Origin of the sequence: Streptomyces barkulensis (genome assembly GCF_002843305.1) — a bacterium.
In the GTDB taxonomy this organism is placed as follows: Bacteria; Actinomycetota; Actinomycetes; order Streptomycetales; family Streptomycetaceae; genus Streptomyces; species Streptomyces barkulensis.
Map to the genome: position 1 here is coordinate 1 of NZ_PGSG01000031.1, position 24,326 is coordinate 24,326.

A 24,326-nucleotide genomic window follows, 5' to 3' on the forward strand; every position below is an offset into this window, starting at 1 on the left:
GGATCTGCACTGTTCACCTCGGCCCGGGTCAGAGCGGCCGGTTCTGCTGCTCGATGTACTGCTTCACGATGCTGAGCGGCGCGCCGCCGACGGACCCGGCGAAGTACGAGCCGGACCACAGGCGCTGTGCCCGCCAGTAGTGGCGGACGAGGTCGGGGAACTCCTGGCGGAGCCTGCGGGAGGACACGCCTTTGAGGGAGTTCACCAGCCTGGACACGGCAACCTTCGGCGGGAAGTTCACGAGGAGATGGACGTGGTTGTTCTCGCCGTTGAACTCGACCAGCTCGGCCTCGAAGTCCTCGCACACGGCCCGCATGATCTCCTCGCACCGCGTCAAGTGCCGGTCAACGAAGACGGAGTGCCGGTACTTCGTCACGAAAACCAAGTGGACATGCATGCGGAAGACGCAGTGACGACCAGTACGAACGTTCTCATCGATACCCATAAACCAACTGTGTACCATGATCCGCATGCAGCTTCGGTACAGCTTCCGCTTGTACCCGAGCGTCGGTCAGCGCATGGCGTTGGCGAGGGCGTTCGGGTGTGCGCGGGTGGTCTACAACGACGCGCTTCGCGCTCGGGAGACCGCCCGCAGCGAGGGGCTGCCGTTCCCGAAGACCGGCGACCTGTCGAAGGCGCTGATCACCGAGGCGAAGAGCACCCCGGAGCGGGCGTGGCTCGGCGAGGTGTCGGCGGTCGTTCTCCAGCAGTCGCTGCGCGACCTGGAGGCCGCGTACCGGAACTTCTTCGACGGCCTGAAGGGCAAGCGCCCGCGCATGGGCGCGCCCCGGTACAAGTCGAAGAGGGACACCCGGCAGTCGGTCCGGTTCACGGCGAACGCCCGCTGGTCGATCACCCCGGGCGGCAGGCTGCGTCTGCCGAAGATCGGCGACGTCAAGGTGAAGTGGTCCCGCTCCCTGCCGTCGACGCCGTCCACGGTGACCGTGGTCAAGGACGCGGCAGGCCGGTACTTCGCGTCCTTCGTCGTGGAGACCGGCCCGGAGGAAGTCCTGCCCCAGGTCGCGCCCGAGGTGGGCATCGATCTCGGGCTCGGACACTTCGCGGTCCTCTCCGACGGGACGAAGATCGACAGCCCGCGCTTCCTGCGCCGGGCCGAAAAACGCCTGAAGAAGGCGCAGCGCTCCCTCTCCCGCAAGGAGAAGGGCAGCAAGAACCGGGACAAGGCCAGGATCCGCGTCGCACGGGCACACGCCCGTGTCGCGGACGCGCGCCGCGAGTTCCACCACCAGCTCTCCACACAGCTGATCCGCGACAACCAAGCGGTCGCCGTGGAGGACCTGGCGGTGAAGGGACTCGCGCGCACGCGCCTGGCCAAGTCCGTGCACGACGCCGGATGGTCGGCGTTCGTGAGCATGCTGGAGTACAAGGCCGCCCGGTACGGACGTACCTTCGTGAAGATCGGCCGGTTCGAGCCGACCTCCCGGGTGTGCTCCGTGTGCGGCGTCAAGGACGGCCCCAAGCCCCTCCACATCCGAGAGTGGACCTGCCAGGCGTGCGGGGCGGTCCTGGACCGGGACATCAACGCGGCGGTCAACGTCGCCAAGGCCGCCGGACTGGCGGCATCAGCCTGTGGAGCGCAGGTAAGACCGGGACTCGTCCCGGCACCGCGCGGCGAAGCAGGAACCCACTCGACACCGCAGCCACAGGCGGCGCGGTAGGCGGGAATCGCCGTCCTTCAGGGCGGCGAGGATGTCAATGTTGGCCATAGCCATGGATCGAGTTCCGTTCGATCTGGATGGTCAGACCCTCGCCCGGTGTTCCCGCACCGGCGGGGGTCGTTCTCTTGTCGTCCCGCACGCTACACCGCCGACGCGGTGTGTGGCGACCCGGTCGCTGAGAGTGGAAAACCGCAGGGTGGGAGGGTGGGAGGAGACCTCCCACCCATTCCTTGGAGAAGGCGCTCGAATCCCGGATCCCGACCCTCGGCACCCGAGCTCCGGGCCGGATTCCCGGCCCTCCGGAGCGGTCGGCGCACTCCCCGGCGGCCCGTGGGCCGAGGAACCGGCGGCCCACGCCGCGCACCCCGCGTCGGCTCGCCGGCGTGCTCATCCCCGACCGGGCGGCCTCACGGAGTGGGCCGAAGCCCCCACGTCTGGAGGATGTAGGGCCGCCCCTTCTCCTCACCCTCGATCAGCGGCACGTCGAGCAGGCCGAAGCCCGCCTTGGCGGCCACGGCGACGCTGGCGGCGTTCTCCGCCTCCAGCTCCAGGATCACCTGATCCGCTCCCAACCGCTCGAAGGCGTACGCGGCCATCACCCGCACCGCCCGTACGGCCAGCCCCCGGCCCCGGTGCGCCGGGCCGACCGCGTAACCGAGCTCCGTGCCCTCGGGGGCGCGGCGCAGCATCGCCTCGCCGAGCGGCGCGCGGCCGTCGGTGGTGATCGCGAGCAGGATGGCCGTGCCGTCCGCCCGTAGCTGCCGGGCCCGTTCGAGCCGCGTGCGGGCGGCCGCCTCGTCGAAGGGCGAGACGATCGGCGTCCAGTACGCGATGTCGGGGTGGTCGAACAGATCCGGCATCGCGGCCACGTCCGCCTCCGTCCAGTCACGCAGGACGAGCCCCTCCCCGCTGAGCTCGATCCGGTCGGGAAACGGCGGATTGCTGCTGCTCACGGTGAACCCCCTGGCTCCGTAGGACGAGGCAGCATAGCCGGGGCCGCGGCCGTGGGTTCGTGGCCCCGAAATCGTCCTGCGCGGTATCACCGAGGAGACCCGCCTTCCAGCGGCTGGGGCGTGGCGGGACCTGTCGGCCCGCCGTGCGAGGCTGGGGGGCGTGGGGCGGGGTTACAGGTTTTTCGGCGGGACGGCGGCCGTTCTGGGGGCGGCGTCGCTGGTGTGCGCGCTGCTGACGCTCCTTCCGGGGCTCCTGCTGCCGGAGTCCGGGTGGCTGACCGGGGTGAGCGTGGGGTCGGCCTTCCTGTTCCTCTTCGCCGCGGCGCTGTGGGGGTTCTCGTCCGTCAGCGACCGGCGCATGCTGTGGACGGCCTTCCGATGTCTGCCCGGCAAGGCGCAGACGGAGCTGGGCATGCTGGTCGCCGGGGGCGTGGCGCTGACCGCCGCGACCATGCTCCAGGGGCTCGGCCGGCCGTCTTCCCCGAAGGTCGAGGGGGGTCGCCACTACGCGCACGAGACGGCGCCGCGAGGCTGGGTGGAGATCCTCTCGCGCGCCGAGTACGAGGCGCTGGTGGAGCTGGAGCAGCGCCTGTCCCACGGGATTTCGAGCCTCGTGCTCGGCATCGCGGCGGCCCTTTTCCTGAGCATGGGGGAGCTGCGGAAGCGGTGACCCGCGCCCGGGCGGCCCCGGGGCTCAGGGGCGGGCGAGGTAGGCGGCCAGCGCGTCGCGGCTGCGCGTCAGTTCGCCGATGCGCTCGTCCAGCGCCGCCAGCTCCCGCTCCAGCGCGCCCCGCAGATCCGCGCACCAGTCGAAGCCCGGCTCCGAGCCCCGGGCGCACGGCAGCACCGAGCGGATCACCTCGGTGGTCAGGCCCGCGTCCAGCAGGGCGCGGATCTGCCGCACGGTGAGCACCGCGTCCTCGCCGTAGGTGCGGTAGCCGTTCGGGCCGCGCTCGGGGGTGAGCAGCCCCTGCTCCCCGTAGTACCGCAGCAGTCGCGTGCTGACCCCCGTGCGCCGGGACAGCTCCCCGATCAGCATGTGCCGTACCCCTCCCGGGAGTTGACCTTCACACCGGTGTGAAGCCCTAACGTCGCCCCGCGAGCGGGCATTCCGCGCCCGCCGCCCCTTTTCCTGAAACCCATGAAACCCATGAATTCCCTGAAACCCATGAACTCCCGGGACCCGAGCTTCGGAGCGACGCACATGACCTCATCGACCTCCTACGCCGTCCACCGCGACGGCCGTACGGCCACCGCCGGAGAGCTGGCGCCGCTCGCCTTCGCGGGCCACGCCCACTTCACCGCCATGCAGGTGCGCGGCGGCCGGGTCCGGGGGCTCGACCTGCATCTGGCGCGGCTGCGCTCGGCCTCGCTGGAGCTGTACGGCCGGGCGCTGCCCGACGACCGGGTGCGGTCCCGCCTGCGGACGGCGCTGGAGGGCGGCCCGCAGGACGTGTCGCTGACGGCCGTGGTGTACTCCCCGGCGGGCGAGTTCACGGCGGCGGACGCCGAACCGGAGATGCTGGTCCGCACCGGACCGCCCGCCTCCGGGCCCGAGGGGCCGCTGGCGCTGGCGGCGTTCGAGCACGAGCGGTTCCTGCCGTCGGTCAAGCTCGTCGGCGAGGCGGCCAAGACGTACCTGCTGCGCCGGGCCGCCGCGCAGGGCTTCGACGACGCCGCCTTCACCGACCGCCGGGGCCGGATCGGCGAGGCGACGATCTGGAACCTGGCCTTCTGGGACGGCTCGGCGGTGGTGTGGCCCGAGGCCGAGGTACTGACCGGGGTCACGATGGGCGTTCTGCGCCGGCGGCTCGACCGCCTCGGCGTCCCCCAGCGCGTCCGGGAGATCACCCTCGCCGACCTGCCGGAACTGGCCGGGGCCGCCGTCATGAACTCCTGGACGCCGGGGGTCGCCGTACACCGGATCGGCTCCGCCTCCCTGCCCGCCGCCCCGGCCTTCACGGACCTGCTCCACCGCGCCTACCGGGCCGAACCACCCGCCGCGCCGTGAGAGCGCCTCCGGCCGCGCCCGGCCGCCTGCACCGGAACCGGACCGCCGGGGCGTGCCATACGCTGCCGGAAGTTCCCCGGAAAAAATTCGGCGACCGTGTTGATCCGCGCCGTTCCCGTTCGACCTATGGGTGAGAGGGTCCGAGAGAGGCCCGGAACCGCCAGGGAGACAGAACCATGAAGTACATGCTGATCATGCGCGCCACCGACGAGGCCCTCGCGGGGATGGCGGACGTCGACTTCGGCCAGATGCTGGAGACCGTCGGCAGGTACAACGACGAGCTGATCCGGGCCGGTGTGCTGGTCGCCGCGGAGGGCCTGGACGACGCAGCCGAGGGCGTGGTCGTCGACCACTCCTCCGAGCCGCCCGTGGTCACCGACGGCCCCTACGGCGAGACCAAGGAGCTGTTCGGCGGCTTCTACATCCTCAACGTGGCGTCCAAGGAGGAGGCCGTCGAGTGGGCCAGGCGGGCGCCGTTCAGCGGCCCGGGCCTGAAGACCGAGATCCGCCGGGTCACCACGATCGACGAGTTCCCCCAGGACAACGAGTGGATCCAGAAGGAGCGGGCGTGGCGCGAGGCCACCGGCCAGCTCTGAGGGGGATCGCGGAAGATGGCCGACCCCACCGGCCGTGAGGCCGTCGCCGCCGTCTGGCGGATCGAGTCCGCGCGGATCACCGGCGCGCTCGCGCGGTACACCGGCGACTTCGCGCTGGCCGAGGACTGCGCCCAGGAGGCGCTGGCCGAGGCGCTGGTGAACTGGCCGCGCGAGGGCGCGCCCCGCGACCCGGCGGGGTGGCTGCTGACCGTCGGCCGGCGCCGCGCGATCGACGCGTTCCGCCGGCGCTCCGCCCTCGACGAGAGGTACGCCGCCCTCGCCCACGGCCTGGGCGAGGGCGGCATCGTCGCAGGCGGCGCCTCGGCGGGTACGTCCCCCGACCCGGCCCGGGAGGGCTGTGACGTGCTGTGGGACCCGGACCGCATCGACGACGACACCCTCGCGCTGATGTTCCTCGCCTGCCACCCCGTGCTGCCGCGCGAGGGGCGGGTGGCGCTCACCCTGCGGGTGGTCGGCGGTCTGACGAGCGACGAGATCGCCAGGGCGTTCCTGGTGCCGACCGCCACGGTGCAGGCCCGGATCACCCGGGCGAAGAAGACCCTGAAGGCGGCCCGGGTGCCGTTCGGGACGCCGACGGCCGCCGAGCGGGCCGAACGGCTCGGCTCGGTCCTCAGCGTCGTCTACCTGATCTTCACCGAGGGGTCCTCGGCCAGTTCGGGCGGGGACCTGATCCGGCTCGACCTCGCGGGCGAGGCGCAGCGCCTGGCGCGGGTGCTGAGCCGGCTGATGCCGGACGAGGGCGAGGTCCACGGCCTGCTGGCGCTGCTGGAGTTGACCGCCGCGCGCTTCCCGGCCCGTACCGGGCCGGACGGCGAGCCGGTGCTGCTGGAGCACCAGGACCGCCGCCGCTGGGACCGCTCCGCGATCCGCCGGGGGCGGGCCGCCCTGGCCCGCGCCGAGCGGACCGGCCGGGGCCTGGGCGCCTACGGCCTGCAGGCGGCGATCGCCGAGTGCCACGCCACCGCCCCCTCGGTCGAGGCCACGGACTGGGAGCGGATCGTGCTCCTCTACGAGGCGCTCGGCCGGCTCGCGCCCTCACCGGTGGTCGACCTCAACCGGGCGGTGGCCGTCTGCATGGCGCGGGGGCCGGCGGCGGCCCTGGCCATCGTGGACGGGCTGGCCGGAGCCAAGGCGCTGTCCGGCTCCCACCTGCTGCCGAACGTCCGCGGGGAACTCCTCGCCCGCCTCGGGCGCACCGACGAGGCGCGCACCGAACTGGAGCACGCGATCCGGCTGTGCGGCAACGAACGCGAACGGACGGTGCTACGACGCAAACTCGCCGACCTCGGCTGACCGCCCACCGGATGAGCCCGGCCGCCGAGTTCATCCGGCGGGCGGGCAGCCGGTCACGCGCGGGCGGCGTACGCGACGAAGTCGGCCCAGGCGGCGGGCGGGAGCACGAGTTGCGGCCCGTCCGTCGCCTTGGAGTCGCGCACATGCACGGCGTCGGCGCACGCGGCCACCTCGACGCAGTTGCCGCCGCCCGAGTCGCTGTGGCTGGACTTCCGCCAGGCGAAGGCGACTTCGACGCAGGCGCCGCCATCCGAGTCGCTGTGGCTGGACTTGAACCAGACCAGGCCGTCCCTCATAGCTCCTCCGCCACCTTCCTGATGAAGCGCGCCGATTCCTCGGTGCTGAGAGCCTGCATGCGGATCATTCCATGGCGCTGGGTGAGCACGCTGATCTTCTCCGGGTCGGAGTAGAGCGCACCTGTCTCCTGCCCCTCCGCATAGGCGTAGTACTCGTGTTCGGCCGTTTCCAGCAGCACCATGGGTCCGCTGAGGCCACCGAAGACCCCGCGCTCGACGGGGAGCACCTGGACGGAGACATTTCGCAACCCGCCCATCTCCAGCAGGTGGTGGGACTGTTCCCGCATCACCTCGTCGCCGCCGACGCGGGTGCGCAGGGCGGCCTCGTAGATCACGAAGCCGAACGCCACGGTCGGCCTGCGCGTGAGCTTCTCCTGCCGCTCCAGCCGGGCCGCGACCCGCTCCTGGACGGTCTCGTCGTCGAGCGGCGGGTGGTGGTTGCCGATCAGCGCTTGCGAGTACGCCTTGGTCTGGAGCAGTCCGGGGATGAGCAGCGCCTCGTACGAATGCAGGGCGATGGCGCGGTCCTCGGCGTCCACGAACTCCTGCGCGTACGACTGGAACCTGTCCGGCTTCAGATACTCCTGGGCCGCCACCAGCAGGCCCCGCGCGTCGCACATCTCGTCGGCGACCTCCGGCAGCCGGACCGTCGGCTTGCGGCGGCCCTGCTCCATGGACTTGATCGTCTCGTAGCCGTAGCCCGCCTCGTCGCCCAGCGCCTCGCGGCTGATCCCCGCGCGGGTGCGCCAGCGCTTGATCTGGTTGCCGCAGTACCGCCAGGCCATCGGCGGCTGCTGGGTGGTCCCCTCGGTCATCGTCTCCCGCCTTCCCCCTTGTGCGCCATGAGTACGGCACGCTCCGTACCCGGCCGGTCACTGGAGACGCTAGGCAGAGGTCGGCACCGTGTGAGGCCCGATCAGCGAAGACCACCCGTACGAGGGCACGATGACCGCACACCGATCCGATGCACCCGAGACTCCGCTCCCCACCGGAGCGAACCTGCCGGAGCAGGCGGAGTGGCGCCTGCCGAGCCACCCGCGCAGCGCGGGACGCGCGCGGGCCCTGCTGCGCGACGGGCTGAGCGCCTGGAAGGTGCCGGAAGCGGCGGCGGAGACGGCCGTACTGCTGCTGAGCGAGCTGGTGGCCAACGCCTGCCGCCACGCCCGCACCCCGCCCGGCCGGGAGATCGCCCTGCGCTGCGTGCTCGGCGACCGGGGGCTGCGGGTGGAGGTCTGCGACGCGGGCAACGGCATGCCGCGCCCGCGCGGCACGTCGCCGGAGGACGAGTCGGGCCGGGGCCTGGCCCTGGTCGCCGCCCTCTCCGACGCCTGGGGCGCGTACCCGCGCCCCTGCGGGATCGGCAAGACCGTCTGGTTCGAGCTGCACTGCCGCTGGGAGGCGTGCGGCGTACAGGGGGCTCGGGCGCACCGGTCGGCGGTGTTCCCGACCCGGTGGGGATCAGCGGGCGGGGATTTCGGCCGCGAGGTCGCGCAGGGTGCGGTAGGCGGTGCGGATGAAGGTGCCGCGCAGGGTGGGGGAGCTGTTGGTCACCGCCGCCAGGCCGACGCGGGCGGCCGGGCAGAAGCCGGCGAAGGACGTGAAGCCGCGGGTGCCGCCGGAGTGGAACAGCAGGTCGAACTCGCCGCCGTCGCGGGCGGTGTGGGTGCGCGCCTTCCAGGCCAGGCACATCCGGTCGCCGCCGGGCGTGGTCGCCCGGGGGCGGGTGACGTCGTGGAGGGCGGTGCGCAGGGTCTCGTCCGCCTCCGGTGGCGGGGAGAGCAGGACCTCCAGGTAGCGCTGGAGGTCGCGGGCGCTGGAACGCAGCGCGCCCGCGCCCGGCAGGCCCGGGATGCGCCAGGGCGGGCGGGGGCGGCCGTGCCAGTGGCCGGTGGCCTGGGGCAGCTCGGGGTCGCAGGTGCTGTCGGCCAGGCCCAGCGGCGTGAGGATCCGGGTGGCGAGCGCCTCGCCGTACGGGGCGCCGGCCGCGTCCGACAGCAGCCGGCCCAGCAGCCCGACGCCGAAGTTGGAGTAGCGCACCCGCTGCCCGGGAGGGTGGCGCACCCGGGTCTGGGAGAGGGCGTGCAGCAGGTGGTCGGGGGTGAAGCCCTCGTAGGGGTTGGTGTAGAAGCGGGGCACGGCCCGTGCCAGCAGCCCCGGCGGGAGAACGGGCAGCCCGGCGGTGTGCGAGGCCAGATGGGCGAGGGTGATCCGGTCGCCGTAGCCCTCGGGCACGGCGGCCGCGGGTAGGCGTCCGGTGATCGGGTCGTCGTGGTCCAGCTCGCCCCGGGCCACCGCCTCGGCCAGCAGCAGGGCGGTGAACGTCTTGGTCACCGAGCCGAGTTCGAAGCGGGTGGCGGCGGACGCGCCCCGGCACAGCGTCCTGGACTCGCCCGCCCGTACCGCCACGACCGCCACCGCGGGGCCGGGCGCGGCGGCGGCGACCGTCTCCAGGGGGAGGGAGAGCGCGGACTCGGGCCGTGCGGTGGGGGCGGTGGCGGCTTCGGGGCGGGCGGTGCCGGTGGTGGCGGTGTCCGGCCCGGTGTCGGTGGCGGCTTCGGTGACGGTGTCGGGGGAGGCGTCGGGGGAGGTGTCGGGGCCGGGTTCCCGCTCGGGGCCGGGGCGGGAGGCCGTTTCGGAGGACACCGGGCTCACCGCCGCGCGGCGCGGGAGAGCGCCAGGGTGCCGGCGACGGCCGCGACGACGGTGGGGTGGTGGTGGTCCCGGAAGCGCTGGGCGGCGTCCCCCTCGACCTCCTTGCCGTCCCGCGGCATCAGCCCGTCCTCGTGCTGCACCGAGGCCAGCTCCTCCCACAGCGCGGGGTCGGCGTAGGGCTCGCGCAGGCAGCTTCCGACGATCAGCAGCTCGGTGACGAGGTCCCACTCCTGGACCTCCCGCCAGATGTCCAGCCACACCGGCAGCCAGAGCTGGAGGTACTCCTCCAGGTGCGGCGGCAGGTCGCCGGGGCGGGCGCCCCAGTCGGTGATGTGGAAGACGGTGTGCGTCACGCAGTAGGCCGTCATCCAGTCGATCACCCACGGCTCGGGGGTGTTGCCGAGCCAGGTGGCGTCGGTCAGCCGCTTCCAGTCGGTCTCGCGCGCCAGGCCCGTCAGACGGGCGGCGTTGGCGACGGCGAGGCGGCGGTTGGGCACCTGCTCGACGGCGTCCATCGTGACCAGGCCGCCGAGGTGGTCCAGCAGCGCCTCCAGACGACGGTGGCGGTAGCCGGCGCGGACGAAGTGCGCGTACAGCTCCAGCGGGTCGACCATCATCATGTAGCGCAGCTGCCGCTCGTAGAGCATGTCGCCGCCGCGCAGCTCCCACCAGGCGAAGTCGAGCAGTTCGCGGGCGGTGCGCTCCTCGCTCGCGGAGGCCAGCCCCTCGCGCAGCACCAGGGAGGCGGCCAGGGCCGTCTCGCCCAGCGGCTTGTAGATGCTGTCGGGGTCGGCCATGTCGGAGGTGGTGCCGGGCGGCAGGGTGCCCAGCTCGCAGTGGCGGCGCAGCCAGCCGAGGGCGCGGGTGGCCACCCGGTGCGCCGACCGCCCCACGGGGGCGGGGGCCGCGGCGGTGGTGCGGGGCGTGCTCATGCGGTCGGTCCTCCCGGCCTCTGCGGCTGCGTACGGTCCAGCAGGCCGCGGGCGACGGCGGTGTCCAGCGCGGTGCGCCCGCCTCCCCCGCAGTGCAGTTCGAGGTGCCGCACCAGGGCGGCCGTGTCCAGGTCCGGGCGTGCGCCGTGGTGCGGTGCGCGGGCGAGCCAGCGGGCCAGGCGGGCCGCGGTGGGGTAGTCGCGGCGGAGCATCGCGCGGGCGGCGCCCCGGCTCAGGTCGCGCAGCCGGTCCAGGGCGGTCTTGTGGACGGGGCCGTCGACGTCCGGCAGGGCGAGCGGGGAGAGCTGCGCCATGCTCAGGGACAGCTCGCGCCAGGAGGAGCCGGCGCCGCCGGGGGGCGCCGGCTCGCGTACGCCCAGGGTGTCCTCGGGGATGTCGGTGGGGGTGTCGGTGTCGGTGAGGGTTTCGCCGGGGGAGCCACCGCCGTACCGCGCGAGGAGCCGCACGGTCGTCCAGTCGCGCCACGCGGCCTCGGGCGCGGCGTCCGGAGCGGGCGGAAAGATTCGCAGGGACTCGGCCACCGCCCGGGCGTCGCCGGGCCCGAAGGGCACTCCGGCCAGCAGCGCGGGGGCGAACACGTCGGGTCCCAGCACCCGTACGGCCGCCAGGGCGACCTTGGGGTCGGGGGCTTCGTCCACCTGGGAGGCCACCACCGCCGGATCCCCGGCGCCCCGCAGGGCGCCGAGGACGCGGTCGGCCAGACTCTCCACCGCCGCGGCGTAGTCCGTGCGCGATGGGGTGTCCGGATTCGGCATCAGTGACCCACCTCTCTTGTTCGGTGTGTCATGTTATGCCGGTTCTGTTCGTTCCTGTCGCATCATGCCGCTTCCTGTCGCATCCCGCTGTGGAGCGGTCGCGTCACTTCTCCCGCGGCTCCCTGGGGGAGAGCAGGAGCGCGAGCAGCAGCAGGCCGATCGCCTCCGGCGCCCACACGGGCGCGTCGCTGACCGGGGCCTCGCGCGTGGTCATCAGGTCGGCGACCATGTCCCGCTCGGCCGGAGCGGCGGGGGCAAGGGTGGTTCCCGTGGTGTGGGTGAGCATCTGGGTCCTCCTCGGTGGGATGCCAGGTGGATGTCGCCGCCCGATGTGGGCGGCTTCACATACGACGTTACGGACGCACCGTTTGATGTGCATATGCGGCCCTGATCCGCTTTGCGGGGTTCCGTGTTCCGTGTATGGGGCGGGAGGGGGCGGCTGACCACGGGAGACGAGTCGGGGCGCGCCGGCGTCCCGGGAGGCGCGGGCCCGGAAGGGCTGTCGAGTATTCACCCGTACGGAGTAGGTGGACGAGGTGCGGAGCGGTCCGCGGCCCGCCGCCCGCACCCGCCGCCCGGGAGCGACCGGGGGCCGGACGCGCCTGCCGACCGGGCCGTGCGCGCCGTCGGCGCGGGAGTGGTCGGGCGCGCCTGCGGCGGCTGTCCGCTCCCGTGTCAGGGACCCGCGGCGGATGTCCGGTATCCGGGCACCGGTCGGTGCGAATTCACCGGATGTCCGACGGGCCGTCACGGAGGCGATCCGACGGCTGCATCCGGGCTTTTCCGGACGTACACCCCCCGTTCCCCGCGCCGTGGGCCGGCCGGCGGCGGACCGGGGAGGGGACGCAAGGGTTTTCCCCGTATCGGGGCCCGCCGGGGCGTTCCTATGGTCAGCGGCACCGGAGTTCCGGGCGGAACCGACGTCATGCCCCACCCCGCCCGGAACCCCGGCGCAACCCCCGCACCAGGCACCCCCACTGCCCGGCACGCCCGGGCAGCTTCGAAAGGAACCCCCCCCGTGAAGGCCCCTAGGCGAAGACTGATATCAGTGCTGGCGGCGACCGCCACCCTCATGACCGGAGCAGCCACCGCATCCGTCGCGACCGCGGCCCCGCAGGCGGGGGAGAAGGCCCCCAAGGCCGGCGAGCAGCGCACCGAACTCCCCGACGCACCCGCGGACGGCGTCATCGTCGCCTACCGCAACCGCACCGAGACCAAGGCCGCGAACGCCTCCCCGAGCGCGGCCGAGTCCGACTCCGAGGCGAGGGCCGAGGCCCGGGCCAAGGGCAAGAAGACCGGGCAGAAGCTGAAGTTCGAGCGCCGCCTGGCCACGGGCGCGGCCCTGTACGAGGTGGAGGGCAAGACCTCGAAGGCCGAGATCAACAAGATCGTCAAGGCCTTCGAGAGCGACCCGGACGTCGCCTACGCCGAGCCCAACACCCGCATGTACGCGATGGCGACCCCCAACGACACGCAGTACGGCAGCCAGTGGGACCTCTTCGAGTCCACCGCCGGCATGCGCGTGCCCGGAGCCTGGGACAGGTCCACCGGCCAGGGCACGGTCGTCGCCGTCCTGGACACCGGTTACGTCGCCCACTCCGACCTCGCCGCCAACATCGTCTCCGGCTACGACTTCGTCTCCAACTCCACCAACGCGCGGGACGGCGACGGCCGCGACAGCGACCCCGCCGACGAGGGCGACTGGTTCTACGCCGGCGAGTGCGGCGCCACCTACGACAGCGCCTCCTCCTGGCACGGCACCCACGTCGCGGGCACCATCGCCGCGTCGACCAACAACGGCAAGGGCATCGCGGGCATCGCCCACGGCGCGAAGATCCAGCCCGTCCGCGTGCTCGCCAAGTGCGGCGGCACCACGGCCGACATCGCCGACGCCATCATCTGGGCCTCCGGCGGCACCGTCTACGGCGTCCCGTCCAACCCCACCCCGGCCGACGTGATCAACATGAGCCTGGGCGGTGGCGGCACCTGCTCCAGCACCTACCAGAACGCGATCAACGGCGCGGTCAACCGCGGCACCACGGTCGTCGTCGCGGCGGGCAACAGCAACACCAACGCCTCCGGCTTCGTCCCGGCGAACTGCTCCAACGTCATCACCGTCGCCGCCGGCGACCGCGAGGGCAACCGGGCCTCCTACTCCAACTACGGCTCGGTCGTCGACATCACCGCCCCCGGCGGCGAGACCGCGGTCCGGACCAACGGCATCCTCTCCACGGTGGACTCCGGTTCCACCCGGCCCGCCGGTGAGAGCTACGCCTACTACCAGGGCACCAGCATGGCCGCCCCGCACATCGCCGGCCTGGCCGCGCTGATGAAGTCGGAGAACTCCTCGCTGAGCCCGTCCCAGATCGAGGGACTGATCAGGTCCAACGCCCGCACCCTGCCCGGCACCTGCAGCGGCGGCTGCGGCGCCGGCCTGGCCGACGCCGCCGCGACCGTCGCGGCCGCGGGCGGCGACAGCGGCGGCGGTGAGGACCCGGTCGGCGACACCTACACCAACAGCGCCAACGTCTCCATCACGGACAACAGCGACACCGGTGTCACCTCCCCGATCGCGGTGAGCGGCCGCAGCGGCTACGCGCCGGCCGACCTCCAGGTCGCCGTCGACATCAAGCACACCTACCGCGGTGACCTGGTCATCGAGCTGGTCGCCCCCGACGGCCGCTACGCCACCCTCAAGGAAGCCGCCTACGACAGCGCCGACAACGTGATCGCCACGTACACCGTCGACGCCTCCTCGGTGCTCGCCAACGGCACCTGGAAGCTGCGGGTCAAGGACGTCTACGCTGGGGACACCGGCTACATCGACTCCTGGAGCCTGACCTTCTGAGCGAACCGCCCGCCACCGGACGGGAGCGACCGGAACCGGCCCCAGCGGGCCGTGACCGGCCGGCCCGGCCGGCCACCGGACCGGGGCCCGTCCACCTGACGGGGCGGGCCCCGCACGGTTCCCACCGACGGTCCCCGCCCCCACCGGGGATCTCCGGCCGCTGATCCGGACCGCCACCGAGACGGTCCGCACCGGCCGGCAAACCAGGGCCTGCCGGCGCTGCACCCGCCGGCAGGCCCTGACGGCTTCCCGGCTCGTCGGCGCCCGATCCGCCGCACCCGCACGGGAATCCACCGGAACCCGCGCCGGAACCTCCGTCGAAAAACCGTCGAACGTCCACGCCGAAGACCATCGACCGGTAGCCCGTCTCCTCCGTATCCTCGCGGAGCACGGGCATGAACACGACCGGAGGCGGTGTATGGGTCTGGATCGGGAGACCCCCCGTCCGGCGCTGGTCGGTCGCGGCGATCTGCTGGACCACCTGGAGCGGATCCTGCGCGACCACGGCAGGGCCGCCCTCACCGGCCCGCCGGGCATCGGCAAGACGGCCCTGGTAGCCGCCGTGGCCAGGCCGCAGGAACGCCGGGCGCGGGGAGAGACCGTCCTGTGGCTGGCCCCGGAGGAGGAGGACCGGGACATCCCCGGCGCCGGCGCGGCCGGACTGCTGGACGACATGCCCGAGGAGGCCCTGCGGCAACTGCCCCGGCCGCAGCGCGCGGCCGTCGCCGTGGCCCGCCGCGAGACGGAGGCGCCCGCCGCCGGACAGGACCGCGTCGCCCTGCGGCTGGCCGTGGCCCAGGTACTGCGCCTGATCGCCGCCGGGGGGCCGGTGCTGCTGGTGGTGGACAACGCCCAGTGGCTGGACCCCGACAGCTCCGCCCTGCTCCGCTTCGCCCTGCACAAGGCGCCGCCCGCGGTGCGGGCCCTGGTGGCCGAGAGGCAGCACACCAGCCCGCTGCACGCGGAGACCCTCTTCGGCCACACCGGCCCCCGCGTCGTCCCCGTCCCGCCGCTCGGCGCCGACCACATCGCCGCGCTGCTGGCCGACCACGAACTCCCCGCCCGGCTGGCCGGCCGCATCCACCGGGCCAGCGGCGGCAACCCCAGGCTCGCCCTGGCCATCGGCCGCTCCCTGGCGGGCGCCCGCACCTTCGTCCACCACGCCGACGAACTGCCGCCGGGCGGCGAGGCCCGCGCCGCCGCCCGCCGCATGCTGGCCGAGGCGCCCGCCGAGGCGCACCCCACCCTGCTGCTCGCCGCGCTGGCCACCGGGCCGACCACGACCGTGCTGCGCAGGGCGGGCCGGACCTCGGCCGAGGCGGACCTCGCGGCCGCCGAACGGGCCGGGCTGGTCACCGTCGGCGAGGACGGCGCGGTCGCCTTCACCGCCGAAGTGGTGCCCGCGACCCTGGCCGCCGAGGCGGACTGGGACGAGCGGGCCGCCTGCCACACCGCCCTGGCCGGAGCCGTGGGCGACCCCGTGCAGGCCGTACGCCACCGTGCCCTGGCCTCCGATCCCCGCGACGCCGGCGCCCAGATGGCCGGGGAACTCGACCGGGCCCTGGAAGCCTGCCGCCGCCGCGGGGACCGCGCCCTGGCCGCCGAACTCGGCCTGCTCGCCGCCGAACGCACCCCCGCCGGCCACCCGGAGGAGGAGGTGGCCCGGCTGCTGGGGGCCGCCGCCGACGCGGCCCGCGCCGCCCGGCCCGACCTGTCCAAACGGGCCGCCGACGCCATCCTCGCCCGCGACGTGCCGCCCGCCGCCCGGCTGAGCGCCCGGCTCGCCATCCTGGACACCGCCTTCCAGAGCCTGGGCGACCTGGACGAGACCTTCTCCCACGCCCTGGCCGACGCCGGCGACGACCCGTCGATGCGCGCGGCCGTGCTGGTCCGGCTGGTGTGGAAGCAGCAACTGGCCGACGGCGACAGCGTCGCGGCCCGCGCCACCGCCGAGGAGGCGTACCGTCTGGCCCTGGCCGCCGGGGACCGGGAGACCGCCGTACTGGCGGCCACCGCCCGCGCCCGCATCAGCCGCGCTCTGGGCGAGCCCGAGGCCGGGGCGCACACCGAGGAGGCCCTGACCGTGTGGCGGGAGGGGCTCCCGCCCGCGCTGCGCAACGGGCCGCGGCTGCTCGCCTACCGCCACGCCCTGTTCGACGACCGGCTCACCGAGGCGCGCGAGGGACTGCTCGCCCTGCTGCCCGAGCTCGAACGGCTGGGAACCACCGAGGACCTGGTGGTGGCGCTGCGCTCGCTGGCCGAGGTCGAGGCCCGTCAGGGGCAGTGCGCCGCGGCCCTCGCCCACGCCCGCCGCGCGGTGTCCATCGCGCTGGAGGCCGGCTTCTCCCCGGGACCGCTGTGGTACAGCGCGGCGATGGCCGAGACCGCCGGCGGCAGCTTCCGGCGCGCGGCCGACTACGCCCGCCGCAGTCTGCGCGCCTCCCAGGAGGAGGGCGACCAGGTCTTCGTGCACTGCTCCCTGTACGCGCTCGGGCGCGTACAGCTCGCCATGGGCGAGACCGCCCTGGCCCTGGAGACGCTCGGCGGCATCCGCGACCTGCCGATCGCCGCCCTGGCCATCGACCCGTCCGTCCTGCGCTGGCACGAGGAGCTGGCCGAGGCGTACGTGGCCGGCGGGGAGCCCGAGAGGGCCGCCGATCTGCTGGCGGAGGTCACCCCGGTGGCGCGGCGGCTGGGGCGCACCACCGTGCTGACGGCGCTGGACCGGGTCCGCGGCCAGTACCTGGCGGCCACCGGCGATCCGGACGCGGGGGCGGAGCTGCTGCGGGAGACCGCCGCCCGCTTCACCGCGCACGGACTGCCCATCGAGGCCGGACGCACCCTGCTGGCGCTGGCGCGCACCGAGCGACGCCGCAGGCGCCGGGCGGCCGCACAGGCCGTACTGCGCGAGGCGGCCGGGGTGTTCGACCGGGTCGGGGCCCGGCCCTGGGCGCGGCTGGCCGGCGGCGCCCCGCCGCGCGGCGGGGCCGATCCGTTCCCCGGCGAGCAGGCCGGGTTCACCGAGCGGCTCACCGAGGCGGAGCGGCGCCTGGCCCTGCTCGTCGGGCAGGGGGCGAGCAACCAGGAGGCGGCGGCCAGGCTCTTCCTCAGCGTCAAGACCGTCGAGGCCCGGCTGACCCGCATCTACCGCAAGCTCGGCGTCCGCGGCCGGGCGCAGCTCGCCGTGGTGGTGCGCGACGAGTGACCCGCCCGGCCACCCGGTCCCCGCCCGGCCCGTGCGAGCCGGTCCGTGCGAGCCGGTAAGTGTGAGCCGGTAAGTGTGAGCCGGGCGTCCGTGCGAGCCGGTCTCCAGCGGTGCTGAAGCCGGGCGCGGCAGCGTGGTGGCGATCGCGCCGCCGGCCTTCGGCGGCGCAGGCCGTCATCGAAGGGAGTCGCCGTGTCTCAGGCGGTCCAGGCAACCAGGAGCAAGGTCACCGGGGACCTCTACGCGGAGGTGCAGACGTTCTACGCGCGGCAGATGCGCCGCGTGGACGCCCTGGACATCGAGGGTTTCGCGGACACCTTCACCGACGACGGCGTGGTGGTGCACGCCAACGGTGAGCGGGCGCAGGGCCGGGAGCGGATGGTCGCGGGCATGCGGGCGAACCTGCCGCGCTACCGGGACATCGCCGTCCGGCACTGGTTCGACCACCTGCTGATCGAGACCGACCCGGGGGACGAGGACACCCTGCGGGTGTCGTACTACACGCTCGTCACCCAGACCGACCGCGAGGGGAAGGTCTCCTTCCAGCCGACCTTCACCGTCGACGACGTGCTGGTGCGGCGCGACGGCGAGCTGCTCACGCGGTCGCGGGTCATCCACCGCGACACCCCCGTGGAGCTCCCCGCCTCCTGAGGCGCGGCGTTCCGCGCCGGGCACGGCAGCACGGCGGTGGCCCCCCGATGGGATCCGGGGGGCCACCGCCGTGCTGCCGTACGGCGCCCGTACCGCGGTCGGCGCCGCTCGCGCACCCTTTCGCTCCGGGGTTCCGCGGGGCCCGTCAGTCGATGCCCCGCCAGATGTGCGGCTCGGATGCGTCCTCCTCCTCTCCGGCCAGCAGGGGAACGGGGATGTCCCAGAAGTCGTGGTTCAGGGGCTCACGCTCCGGCGCATCGGTGATCATCCTCATCTCCTCCCCACCGGATCCGGCACGCCGCCTCAGGCGTGGCAGTCCGGCAGTCCTCCGTGGTACGCGACCATCTCCCCGAAGGGGCCGGCCACGTCCATCCGCGCCCCCGGCGGCAGCCCCTCCAGCTCCGCGCGGGCGCGGTGCAGGTTCCCGACCAGGCGCTCGGGGTCGAGCAGTCCGGCGAAGCCGCCCAGGTCCGCGCGGCGCGCCGCCTCCAGCGGGGGGAGCCCGTCGCGCACGGACTCCTCCGCGGTCCGCAGCAGCCACCGCAGATACGCCTCGGTGGAGTCCAGCAGCTCCGGTCCGCCCACCGGTCCGTGGCCGGGGACCACCACGCGCGGTGCGAGGGCCCGCATCCGCTCCAGCGCCCGCAGCGAACCGGTCACCGAGCCCATCAGCACGAACGGCGTCACCCCCGACCAGACCAGGTCGCCGGTGAACAGCACCCCGCGCTCCGGCACCCACGCCACCGTGTCGTCGGCGGTGTGCGCGGGGCCCAGGTGCAGCAGCTCCACGCGCAGGCCTCCGGCGTGGAGGGTGAGCCCGTCGCGGAAGGTCAGCGTCGGCAGGGTCAGCGGGATCTCGCCCCACTCCACCCCCGGCCACAGCCCGCACAGCCCCAGCCCCGCCTCGGCGCTGTCGGCGCGGGTCCCCTCGTGCGCGACGACCACCGCCCTTGGCGTGAACAGGCTGTTGCCGAAGGTGTGGTCGCCGTGGAAGTGGGTGTTGACGACGATGCCCGGCCCGCCCGGAGCGACCCGTTCCGCCTCCCGGCGCAGCAGCCGGGCGCGGGACTCGGTGGCCGCGGTGTCGATCAGGACGGGCGGGCCCTCGCCGCCGGGGCGGCCCGTCACCAGGCCCGCGTTGTTCAGACACCAGCCGCCGGGCGGCTGGACGAAGGCGTGGACACCGTCGGCGACCTCCTCCAGGACGGGCGCGCCGGCGGTGGGGGAGCCTGCGGCGGGAGAGGCCGCGGTGGGGTGGGCGGCGGCCGGGGAGGCCGCGGTCGGGTGGGCGGCGATCGGGGAGGCGGTGCTCCCGATCGCCGCCGTGGGCGTGGCCATCGGTTCTCCGTCCGTGTGTCGGGGGCGTGTGTCGGGGGGCGTGCGTCGGGGGGGGGCGTGCGTCGAGGGGCGTGTGCCGAGGGGCGTGTGCCGGGGGCGCTCAGACGAGCGAGGCGTACCGGCCCCGATGGAACAGCAGGGGACGGGCGCCGGGCTCGGAGCTCAGCGCCACCACCTGCCCGACGAGCAGCACATGGTCGCCCGCCTCGTGCTCGGCGTGCAGCAGACACTCGAAGGAGGCCGACGCCGAGGGGACGACCGCGTTGCCCGTGATCCCCTCCACCGCGCCGATGCGCCGCATGGCCTCCTCGCCCGCGGGCCGGTCCGGCCGGGCGAACTCCCCCGAGAGCAGGCGGTGTTCCTCGGCCAGCACGTTCACGGCGAAGCCGCCGCCGGCCGCCACCCGCGGCCGCATCCTGCCGTCCCGCTTCACCGAGACCAGCAGCAGCATCGGATCGAGGGACACGGAGGTCAGACTGTTGAGGGTCATCACGGAGAGGGTGTCCCCGCTGCCCTGGGTCAGCAGCGTGACACCGGTGGGGAAGCACCCCATCGCCGTGCGGAAGGAGCTGATGTCGGGCTCGGGCCCGGCAAGCAGTGTGGTGCCCGTGTCGGTCATGGTCCCGGCTCCGTCTCTGCGCGCCCGTCCCCGGTCCGCGCTGTCGTTGGCTGGTGGGGCCGCCGGCCGGTCGTCGGCCGGCCGGCTGGTCGCGGCGGGTGGGCGGGTCAGTAGTTGCCGAGGCCGCCGCAGACGTTGAGCGCCTGCGCGGTGATGGAGGCGGCGATGTCGGAGGCCAGGTAGCCGACCAGGCCGGCGACCTCCTCCGGGGTGGAGTAGCGGCCCAGCGGGATCTTCGCCCGGAACTTCTCCAGGACGTCCTCCTCCGTCACGCCCCAGTGGCCCGCGTAGCCCTGGCGCACGCGCTGGGCCATGGGGGTCTCGACGTAGCCGGGGCAGACGGCGTTCACGGTGATGCCGGTCTTCGCCAGCTCCTTGCCGGCGGCCTTGGTGAAGCCGATGACCCCGTGCTTGGAGGCGGAGTACGGCGCGGCGAGCTCCACGCCCTGCTTGCCGCCGGTGGAGGCGATGTTGATGATCCGGCCCCAGTCCCCCTCGCGCATCCGGCCGGTGCTCAGCACCTCGCGGGTGACGCGGAAGGTGCCGTTGAGGTTGGTGTCGATCACGTCCAGCCAGAGGTCGTCGGGCATCTCGGCGGTGACGCCGCCGCCGCCCCGGCCGGCGTTGTTGACCAGGATGTCGACACGGCCGTACTCGGCCACCGCCGCGGTCACCGCCTGGCGCACCTGCTCGGTCGAGGAGACGTCGCAGACCGTGCCGGACACCTCCAGACCCTCCGCGCGCAGCCGCTTCACCAGGGCCTTCACGCTCTCCTCGGCACGCGCCACGCCGAACACCGCGACGCCCTGCCGGGCCAGCAGCTCGGTCACGGCGAGTCCGATGCCGCTGGTGGCGCCGGTGACGAAAGCGACCCGGCGTCCCGTGCCTGTCCCCGCGTCTGTCATCGTGCTCTCCCGTATCCGTAGGGGCTTGGGTGACGACGACCGTGACCGGCGCACCTTGCGGGTCTCTCGACTTCTCCTGGAGACCGTGCGGGAGGCAGTGGTTCCAGCGGTGCTCGACACCCGGTCGAGCACCGCCCGTGAGGGTGGGCCCGTCCGTTGTGCGCGACCAGGCGCCACCCCAGGCGCCGTCCCAGGAGCGAGGAGGAGCCCATGCCCGAGCAGACGATCCCGGACGTGCGGAAGTCGGTGACCGTGGCGGCCACGGCCGAGGAGAGCTTCAAGGTCTTCACCGGGCGCCCCGCCGACTGGTGGCCCCCGTCCCACGTCCTGCTGAAGAAGGAGCGCGCCGGCCTCGCCTTCGAGCCGCGCGTCGGCGGCCGCTACTACGAGTGGGACGTGGAGGGCAACGAGATCGCCTGGGGCCGCGTCCTGGAGTGGGACCCGCCGCGCCGGCTGGTGATGACCTGGCGGATCGACGGCAACTGGCAGTCCATCACCGACGACGAGCGCGCCAGCGAGATCGAGGTCGACTTCACGCCGGTCGACGCGGGCACCACGAAGGTGGAGCTGGCCCATGTGAAGCTGCACAAGCACGGCGAGGGCGCGCGGCGCATCTTCCAGGCGCTGGACGGCCCGAGCCCGGGCGAGACCCTGGAGCGCTTCGGAAAGCTGTTCTGACCTCGGGTCCCGGGCGCTCCGGGCGCGCCTGTCCGGCGGTGTGCGCCCGGGCGCGCCGGGCCCGGGCCGGGGTCCAGTGACGGTGCAGCGGCCTTCGAGGCGGGGTGCGCAAGCTGGCCCGGCCAACGAAGGCCCTTCACCACAGGAGGTCACCAGGATGCCTGCCGACACAATGCCGGACACCCTGCCGGACGTACGGCCGGACGCACTGCCGGACGCACTGCCGGACGTACCGCCGGACGCACTGTCGGACGCCGGACTGGCGGTGGCCGCGGAGAAGCTGCGGATCCTCGCGGCCCGGGACGCGGCCGTGGCCGACACCTCCCGTGCGCTGACGCCCGAGGTCGTGGCGGCGCTGCGGGAGTCCGGCTTCGCCCGCCACTTCGTGTCCTCCCGGTGGGGCGGCTCCGAGGGGTCGTTCGCCGAGCTGACCCGTGCCGTGATGACGGTCGGCGAGGGGTGCGCGGCCACCGCCTGGTGCGCCTCGCTGAGCGCCTACTCGGCCCGCTTCGCCTCGCACCTGCCCGAGGAGGGCCACCGCGCCCTGTGGGGCGCCACGCCCGACACCGTCATCGCCACCGCCCTGATGCCCGCCGGCCGGGCCACCCCCACCGAGGGCGGCTGGCGGCTGGGCGGCCGGTGGGGCTACGTCAGCGGCGTCGACTTCGCCGACTGGGCGCTGGTGTGCGCCGCGGTGGCCGGCGGCGAGGGCCCGCCGAGGATGCGCTTCTTCGCGCTGCCCGCCGGTGACTACACGGTCGTGGAGAGCTGGGACAGCGTCGGGATGCGGGCCACCGGCAGTCACACCGTGGTGGTCGAGGACGCGTTCGTGCCCGCGCACCTGTCCTTCGACCGCACCGACATGCTCACCGGCCGCAACGCCGGCTCGCACCTGCCCTCCCACAACGTGCCCTTCCAGGCGGTGGGCGGCCTGACGTTCATCGCCCCCGTGGCCGGGGCGGCGGCCGGGGCGCTGGAGGCGTGCGCGGCGACCGTCACCGGGCGCCGGCGCAACCCGTCCAACGAGATCAAGGTGGTGCGCGCCTCCGGCCGCGTCGACGCCGCCCGGCACCTGGTGGAGCAGAACGCCGAGGTCATCGACGAGCGGGCGTTCACCCCCGCGCTGATGGCCCGCAACGAGCGGAACGCCACGTTCGCCGCGGAGATCGTCAACGAGGCCGTCACCCTGCTGATCCGCGCCGCCGGCACCGGCGGACTGGACGAGGGGCGCCCGCTGCAGCGGTTCTGGCGGGACATCACCTCGGCGACCAGCCATGTCGCGCTCCAGTACGACACCGCCGCCCGCAAGAACTACTCGGCCGTCCTGCTCGGCCCCGAGGAGGAGTGAGACGGGCGGGGCCCGTGCGGGGGCGGAGCCTCCGCGGCCCCGCCGTCGCGCGCTCCGCCACACCCGCCCGCGCCCGCCGGCGCGGTCTTCCGCCCGCTCCAACGGAGGTGCCACCTTGTCCGTCTCACCCGTCGAATCCCCCGCCGAGCCCCTCTCCGCTCCCCTCTCCGCTCCCCTCGGGGAGTCCTCCCCCGCGGTTGCCGGGGACGCTGCCGCGGCCGGCTGCCCGGTCGCCCACGGGGGGATGGAGACCTACCCCTTCCCCGGATCGTCGTACCGGGGCCCCGACCCGCGCTACGCGGAGCTGCGCACCGAGCGGCCGGTGGTGAAGGTCCACACCGCCGGAGGCGTGGACGCCTGGCTGGTCACCCGCTACGAGGACGTGCGCGAGCTGTCGGCCGACCCCCGGCTCAGCCGCGCCCTGGCCTGCGGGCCGGGCGCGCCACGCATCGGCGGGACGATGCACACCACCCCCGAGATGATCATCTCGCTGGACTCGCCCGAGCACTCCCGGCTCCGCAAGCTGGTGGCCGGAGCGTTCACCCTGCGCCGCGTCCAGCGGATGCGGGACGGCGTCCAGCGCGTCGCCGACGAACTGCTCGACGACATGCTGGCCAAGGGCGGCACGGTCGACCTGGTCCAGCAGCTGGCGCTGCCGCTGCCGCTGACCGTCATCGGCGAGCTGCTGGGCGTGCCCTCGAAGGACCTGCGCGACTTCGAGAAGTGGGCCCGCGCGTTCGCCACCGTCGACGACCGCGCCGGCGGCGAGGAGTCGCTCAACGGCCTGGCCAAGCTGAGCGAGTACATCGTCGGGCTGATCGCCGACAAGCGGGCGGACCCGGCCGACGACATGCTCTCCGAACTGATCGCGGCCCGCGACGACGGCGACCGGCTCAGCGAGGAGGAGCTGGTCACCTTCGGCTTCACCCTGATCGGCGCCGGCTTCGACACCACCGCCAACCAGCTCGCCAACTCCGTGCTGGCCCTGCTGGCGCACCACCGCGAGCAGTGGCTGTGGCTGGCGGAGGACCCCGGGCGCATCCCCGTGGCGGTCGACGAACTGCTGCGCCACGTCAACCTGTTCGCCACCGACACCACCGGCTTCCCGCGCATCGCCGCCGCCGACGTCGAGGTCGGCGGGGTGACGATCGCCAAGGGCGACGCGGTGCTGCTGGCGCTGGCGTCGGCCAACCGCGACGAGGCCGTCTTCGACGACCCCGACCGGCTCGACCTGGCCCGCTCCCACAACCCGCACATCTCCTTCGGCCACGGCGTCCACCACTGCCTGGGCAAGCACCTGGGCCGGATGGAGATGGAGATCGCGATCGAGGGCCTGGTGCGCCGCTTCCCCGGCCTGCGGCTGGCCGTGCCCGAGGAGGAACTGCCCTGGCACACCGGCGAGATCAACCACACCCTCACCTCCCTGCCGGTCACCTGGGGGGAGTGAGCCCCCACGGCCGTACGGCTGCCACGGCGGCCACGGCGGATGTGACGGAGCCGGGCCCGGACGCTGGGATCAGCGTCC

At 74.0% G+C, this 24,326-nt stretch carries 24 protein-coding genes and 1 pseudogene; 12 read left to right on the forward strand and 13 right to left on the reverse strand.

What is annotated here, in order from left to right; genetic code table 11:
- Positions 1-28: 28 nt before the first annotated feature.
- Positions 29-445, reverse strand: a complete 417-nt coding sequence (gene tnpA / locus CUT83_RS07965) for an IS200/IS605 family transposase (RefSeq protein ID WP_093850225.1) — start codon at positions 443-445, stop codon at positions 29-31.
- Positions 446-470: 25 nt separating this feature from the next.
- Between tnpA and CUT83_RS07970 the strand changes: the two genes are divergently transcribed.
- A complete protein-coding gene (locus CUT83_RS07970) occupies positions 471-1,679 on the forward strand; it encodes an RNA-guided endonuclease InsQ/TnpB family protein (RefSeq protein WP_101255106.1) in 1,209 nt (402 codons plus the stop codon).
- A gap of 407 nt (positions 1,680-2,086) precedes the next feature.
- On the opposite strand, the gene CUT83_RS07975 is transcribed toward CUT83_RS07970, so the two are convergent.
- A complete protein-coding gene (locus CUT83_RS07975; RefSeq protein ID WP_101255190.1) occupies positions 2,087-2,632 on the reverse strand; it encodes a GNAT family N-acetyltransferase in 546 nt (181 codons plus the stop codon).
- Positions 2,633-2,792: 160 nt separating this feature from the next.
- Here CUT83_RS07975 and CUT83_RS07980 point away from each other — a divergent pair, with 160 nt between their 5' ends.
- Positions 2,793-3,302 (forward strand): hypothetical protein, encoded by a 510-nt coding sequence (locus CUT83_RS07980; RefSeq protein ID WP_101255191.1) that lies wholly within the window; start codon positions 2,793-2,795, stop codon positions 3,300-3,302.
- A gap of 24 nt (positions 3,303-3,326) precedes the next feature.
- Here the strand turns inward: CUT83_RS07980 and CUT83_RS07985 are convergent, their stop codons facing one another.
- Positions 3,327-3,671, reverse strand: coding sequence for a MerR family transcriptional regulator (locus CUT83_RS07985; protein ID WP_101255192.1), 345 nt, complete (start codon positions 3,669-3,671; stop codon positions 3,327-3,329).
- Positions 3,672-3,836: 165 nt separating this feature from the next.
- Between CUT83_RS07985 and CUT83_RS07990 the strand changes: the two genes are divergently transcribed.
- From CUT83_RS07990 to CUT83_RS08000, 3 genes are all read left to right on the forward strand, one after another.
- On the forward strand, positions 3,837-4,643 hold the full coding sequence (locus CUT83_RS07990) for an aminotransferase class IV family protein (RefSeq protein ID WP_101255217.1): 807 nt from the start codon (positions 3,837-3,839) through the stop codon (positions 4,641-4,643).
- A 176-nt stretch (positions 4,644-4,819) separates the two neighbouring features.
- Positions 4,820-5,239 carry a YciI family protein gene (locus CUT83_RS07995; protein ID WP_101255193.1) on the forward strand — a complete coding sequence of 140 codons (420 nt, stop codon included), beginning with the start codon at positions 4,820-4,822 and terminating at the stop codon, positions 5,237-5,239.
- A 15-nt stretch (positions 5,240-5,254) separates the two neighbouring features.
- Positions 5,255-6,553: an RNA polymerase sigma factor gene (locus CUT83_RS08000; protein ID WP_101255194.1), complete on the forward strand. Its 1,299-nt coding sequence runs from the start codon at positions 5,255-5,257 to the stop codon at positions 6,551-6,553.
- 53 nt (positions 6,554-6,606) lie between these two features.
- Here the strand turns inward: CUT83_RS08000 and CUT83_RS08005 are convergent, their stop codons facing one another.
- Together CUT83_RS08005 and CUT83_RS08010 are read right to left on the reverse strand one after the other, a co-directional pair.
- The gene (locus CUT83_RS08005; protein ID WP_101255195.1) at positions 6,607-6,849 is read right to left on the reverse strand and encodes a DUF397 domain-containing protein; all 243 of its coding nucleotides are present in this window, start codon (positions 6,847-6,849) and stop codon (positions 6,607-6,609) included.
- On the reverse strand, positions 6,846-7,664 hold the full coding sequence (locus CUT83_RS08010) for a helix-turn-helix domain-containing protein (protein ID WP_240958055.1): 819 nt from the start codon (positions 7,662-7,664) through the stop codon (positions 6,846-6,848). Before CUT83_RS08010 ends, CUT83_RS08005 begins: the two co-directional genes overlap by 4 nt.
- 130 nt (positions 7,665-7,794) lie before the next feature.
- Between CUT83_RS08010 and CUT83_RS08015 the strand changes: the two are divergent.
- Positions 7,795-8,223, forward strand: a pseudogene (locus CUT83_RS08015) (ATP-binding protein); the annotation flags it as partial.
- Between the two features lie 84 nt (positions 8,224-8,307).
- Here the strand turns inward: CUT83_RS08015 and CUT83_RS08020 are convergent.
- The 4 genes from CUT83_RS08020 to CUT83_RS08040 form a co-directional block, all read right to left on the reverse strand.
- On the reverse strand, positions 8,308-9,492 hold the full coding sequence (locus CUT83_RS08020) for a serine hydrolase domain-containing protein (protein WP_277347726.1): 1,185 nt from the start codon (positions 9,490-9,492) through the stop codon (positions 8,308-8,310).
- 5 nt (positions 9,493-9,497) lie between these two features.
- Positions 9,498-10,433: a DUF6895 family protein gene (locus tag CUT83_RS08030; protein ID WP_101255196.1), complete on the reverse strand. Its 936-nt coding sequence runs from the start codon at positions 10,431-10,433 to the stop codon at positions 9,498-9,500.
- Complete coding sequence (locus CUT83_RS08035) at positions 10,430-11,209, reverse strand: hypothetical protein (protein WP_101255197.1); 780 nt, start codon at positions 11,207-11,209, stop codon at positions 10,430-10,432. Before CUT83_RS08035 ends, CUT83_RS08030 begins: the two co-directional genes overlap by 4 nt.
- Positions 11,210-11,312: 103 nt before the next feature.
- Complete coding sequence (locus tag CUT83_RS08040; protein ID WP_093657563.1) at positions 11,313-11,495, reverse strand: hypothetical protein; 183 nt, start codon at positions 11,493-11,495, stop codon at positions 11,313-11,315.
- A 786-nt stretch (positions 11,496-12,281) separates the two neighbouring features.
- Between CUT83_RS08040 and CUT83_RS08045 the strand changes: the two genes are divergently transcribed.
- The 3 genes from CUT83_RS08045 to CUT83_RS08055 all read left to right on the forward strand — a co-directional run bounded on the left by CUT83_RS08045 (position 12,282) and on the right by CUT83_RS08055 (position 17,913).
- A complete protein-coding gene (locus CUT83_RS08045; RefSeq protein WP_173915042.1) occupies positions 12,282-14,057 on the forward strand; it encodes a S8 family peptidase in 1,776 nt (591 codons plus the stop codon).
- 418 nt (positions 14,058-14,475) lie between these two features.
- Positions 14,476-17,262, forward strand: coding sequence for a helix-turn-helix transcriptional regulator (locus CUT83_RS08050; protein ID WP_101255198.1), 2,787 nt, complete (start codon positions 14,476-14,478; stop codon positions 17,260-17,262).
- Between the two features lie 192 nt (positions 17,263-17,454).
- Entirely contained in the window at positions 17,455-17,913 is a 459-nt protein-coding gene (locus CUT83_RS08055; protein WP_101255199.1) for a nuclear transport factor 2 family protein, read from the forward strand.
- 145 nt (positions 17,914-18,058) lie between these two features.
- Here the strand turns inward: CUT83_RS08055 and CUT83_RS31360 are convergent, their stop codons facing one another.
- The 4 genes from CUT83_RS31360 to CUT83_RS08070 form a co-directional block, all read right to left on the reverse strand.
- Complete coding sequence (locus tag CUT83_RS31360) at positions 18,059-18,181, reverse strand: hypothetical protein (protein ID WP_277622935.1); 123 nt, start codon at positions 18,179-18,181, stop codon at positions 18,059-18,061.
- Between the two features lie 35 nt (positions 18,182-18,216).
- Entirely contained in the window at positions 18,217-19,251 is a 1,035-nt protein-coding gene (locus CUT83_RS08060) for an MBL fold metallo-hydrolase (protein WP_101255200.1), read from the reverse strand.
- Positions 19,252-19,351: 100 nt separating this feature from the next.
- Positions 19,352-19,870 carry a flavin reductase family protein gene (locus tag CUT83_RS08065; protein WP_101255201.1) on the reverse strand — a complete coding sequence of 173 codons (519 nt, stop codon included), beginning with the start codon at positions 19,868-19,870 and terminating at the stop codon, positions 19,352-19,354.
- A 107-nt stretch (positions 19,871-19,977) separates the two neighbouring features.
- On the reverse strand, positions 19,978-20,775 hold the full coding sequence (locus tag CUT83_RS08070; protein WP_101255202.1) for an SDR family NAD(P)-dependent oxidoreductase: 798 nt from the start codon (positions 20,773-20,775) through the stop codon (positions 19,978-19,980).
- Positions 20,776-20,985: 210 nt separating this feature from the next.
- On the opposite strand from CUT83_RS08070, the gene CUT83_RS08075 reads away from it, so the two are divergent.
- The 3 genes from CUT83_RS08075 (at position 20,986) to CUT83_RS08085 (ending at position 24,248) form a co-directional block, all read left to right on the forward strand.
- The gene (locus CUT83_RS08075; RefSeq protein ID WP_093851705.1) at positions 20,986-21,453 is read left to right on the forward strand and encodes an SRPBCC family protein; all 468 of its coding nucleotides are present in this window, start codon (positions 20,986-20,988) and stop codon (positions 21,451-21,453) included.
- A 157-nt stretch (positions 21,454-21,610) separates the two neighbouring features.
- Positions 21,611-22,801: an acyl-CoA dehydrogenase family protein gene (locus CUT83_RS08080; RefSeq protein WP_101255203.1), complete on the forward strand. Its 1,191-nt coding sequence runs from the start codon at positions 21,611-21,613 to the stop codon at positions 22,799-22,801.
- Between the two features lie 115 nt (positions 22,802-22,916).
- Positions 22,917-24,248 carry a cytochrome P450 gene (locus CUT83_RS08085; protein ID WP_206282648.1) on the forward strand — a complete coding sequence of 444 codons (1,332 nt, stop codon included), beginning with the start codon at positions 22,917-22,919 and terminating at the stop codon, positions 24,246-24,248.
- The last annotated feature ends 78 nt before the right edge of the window (positions 24,249-24,326 follow it).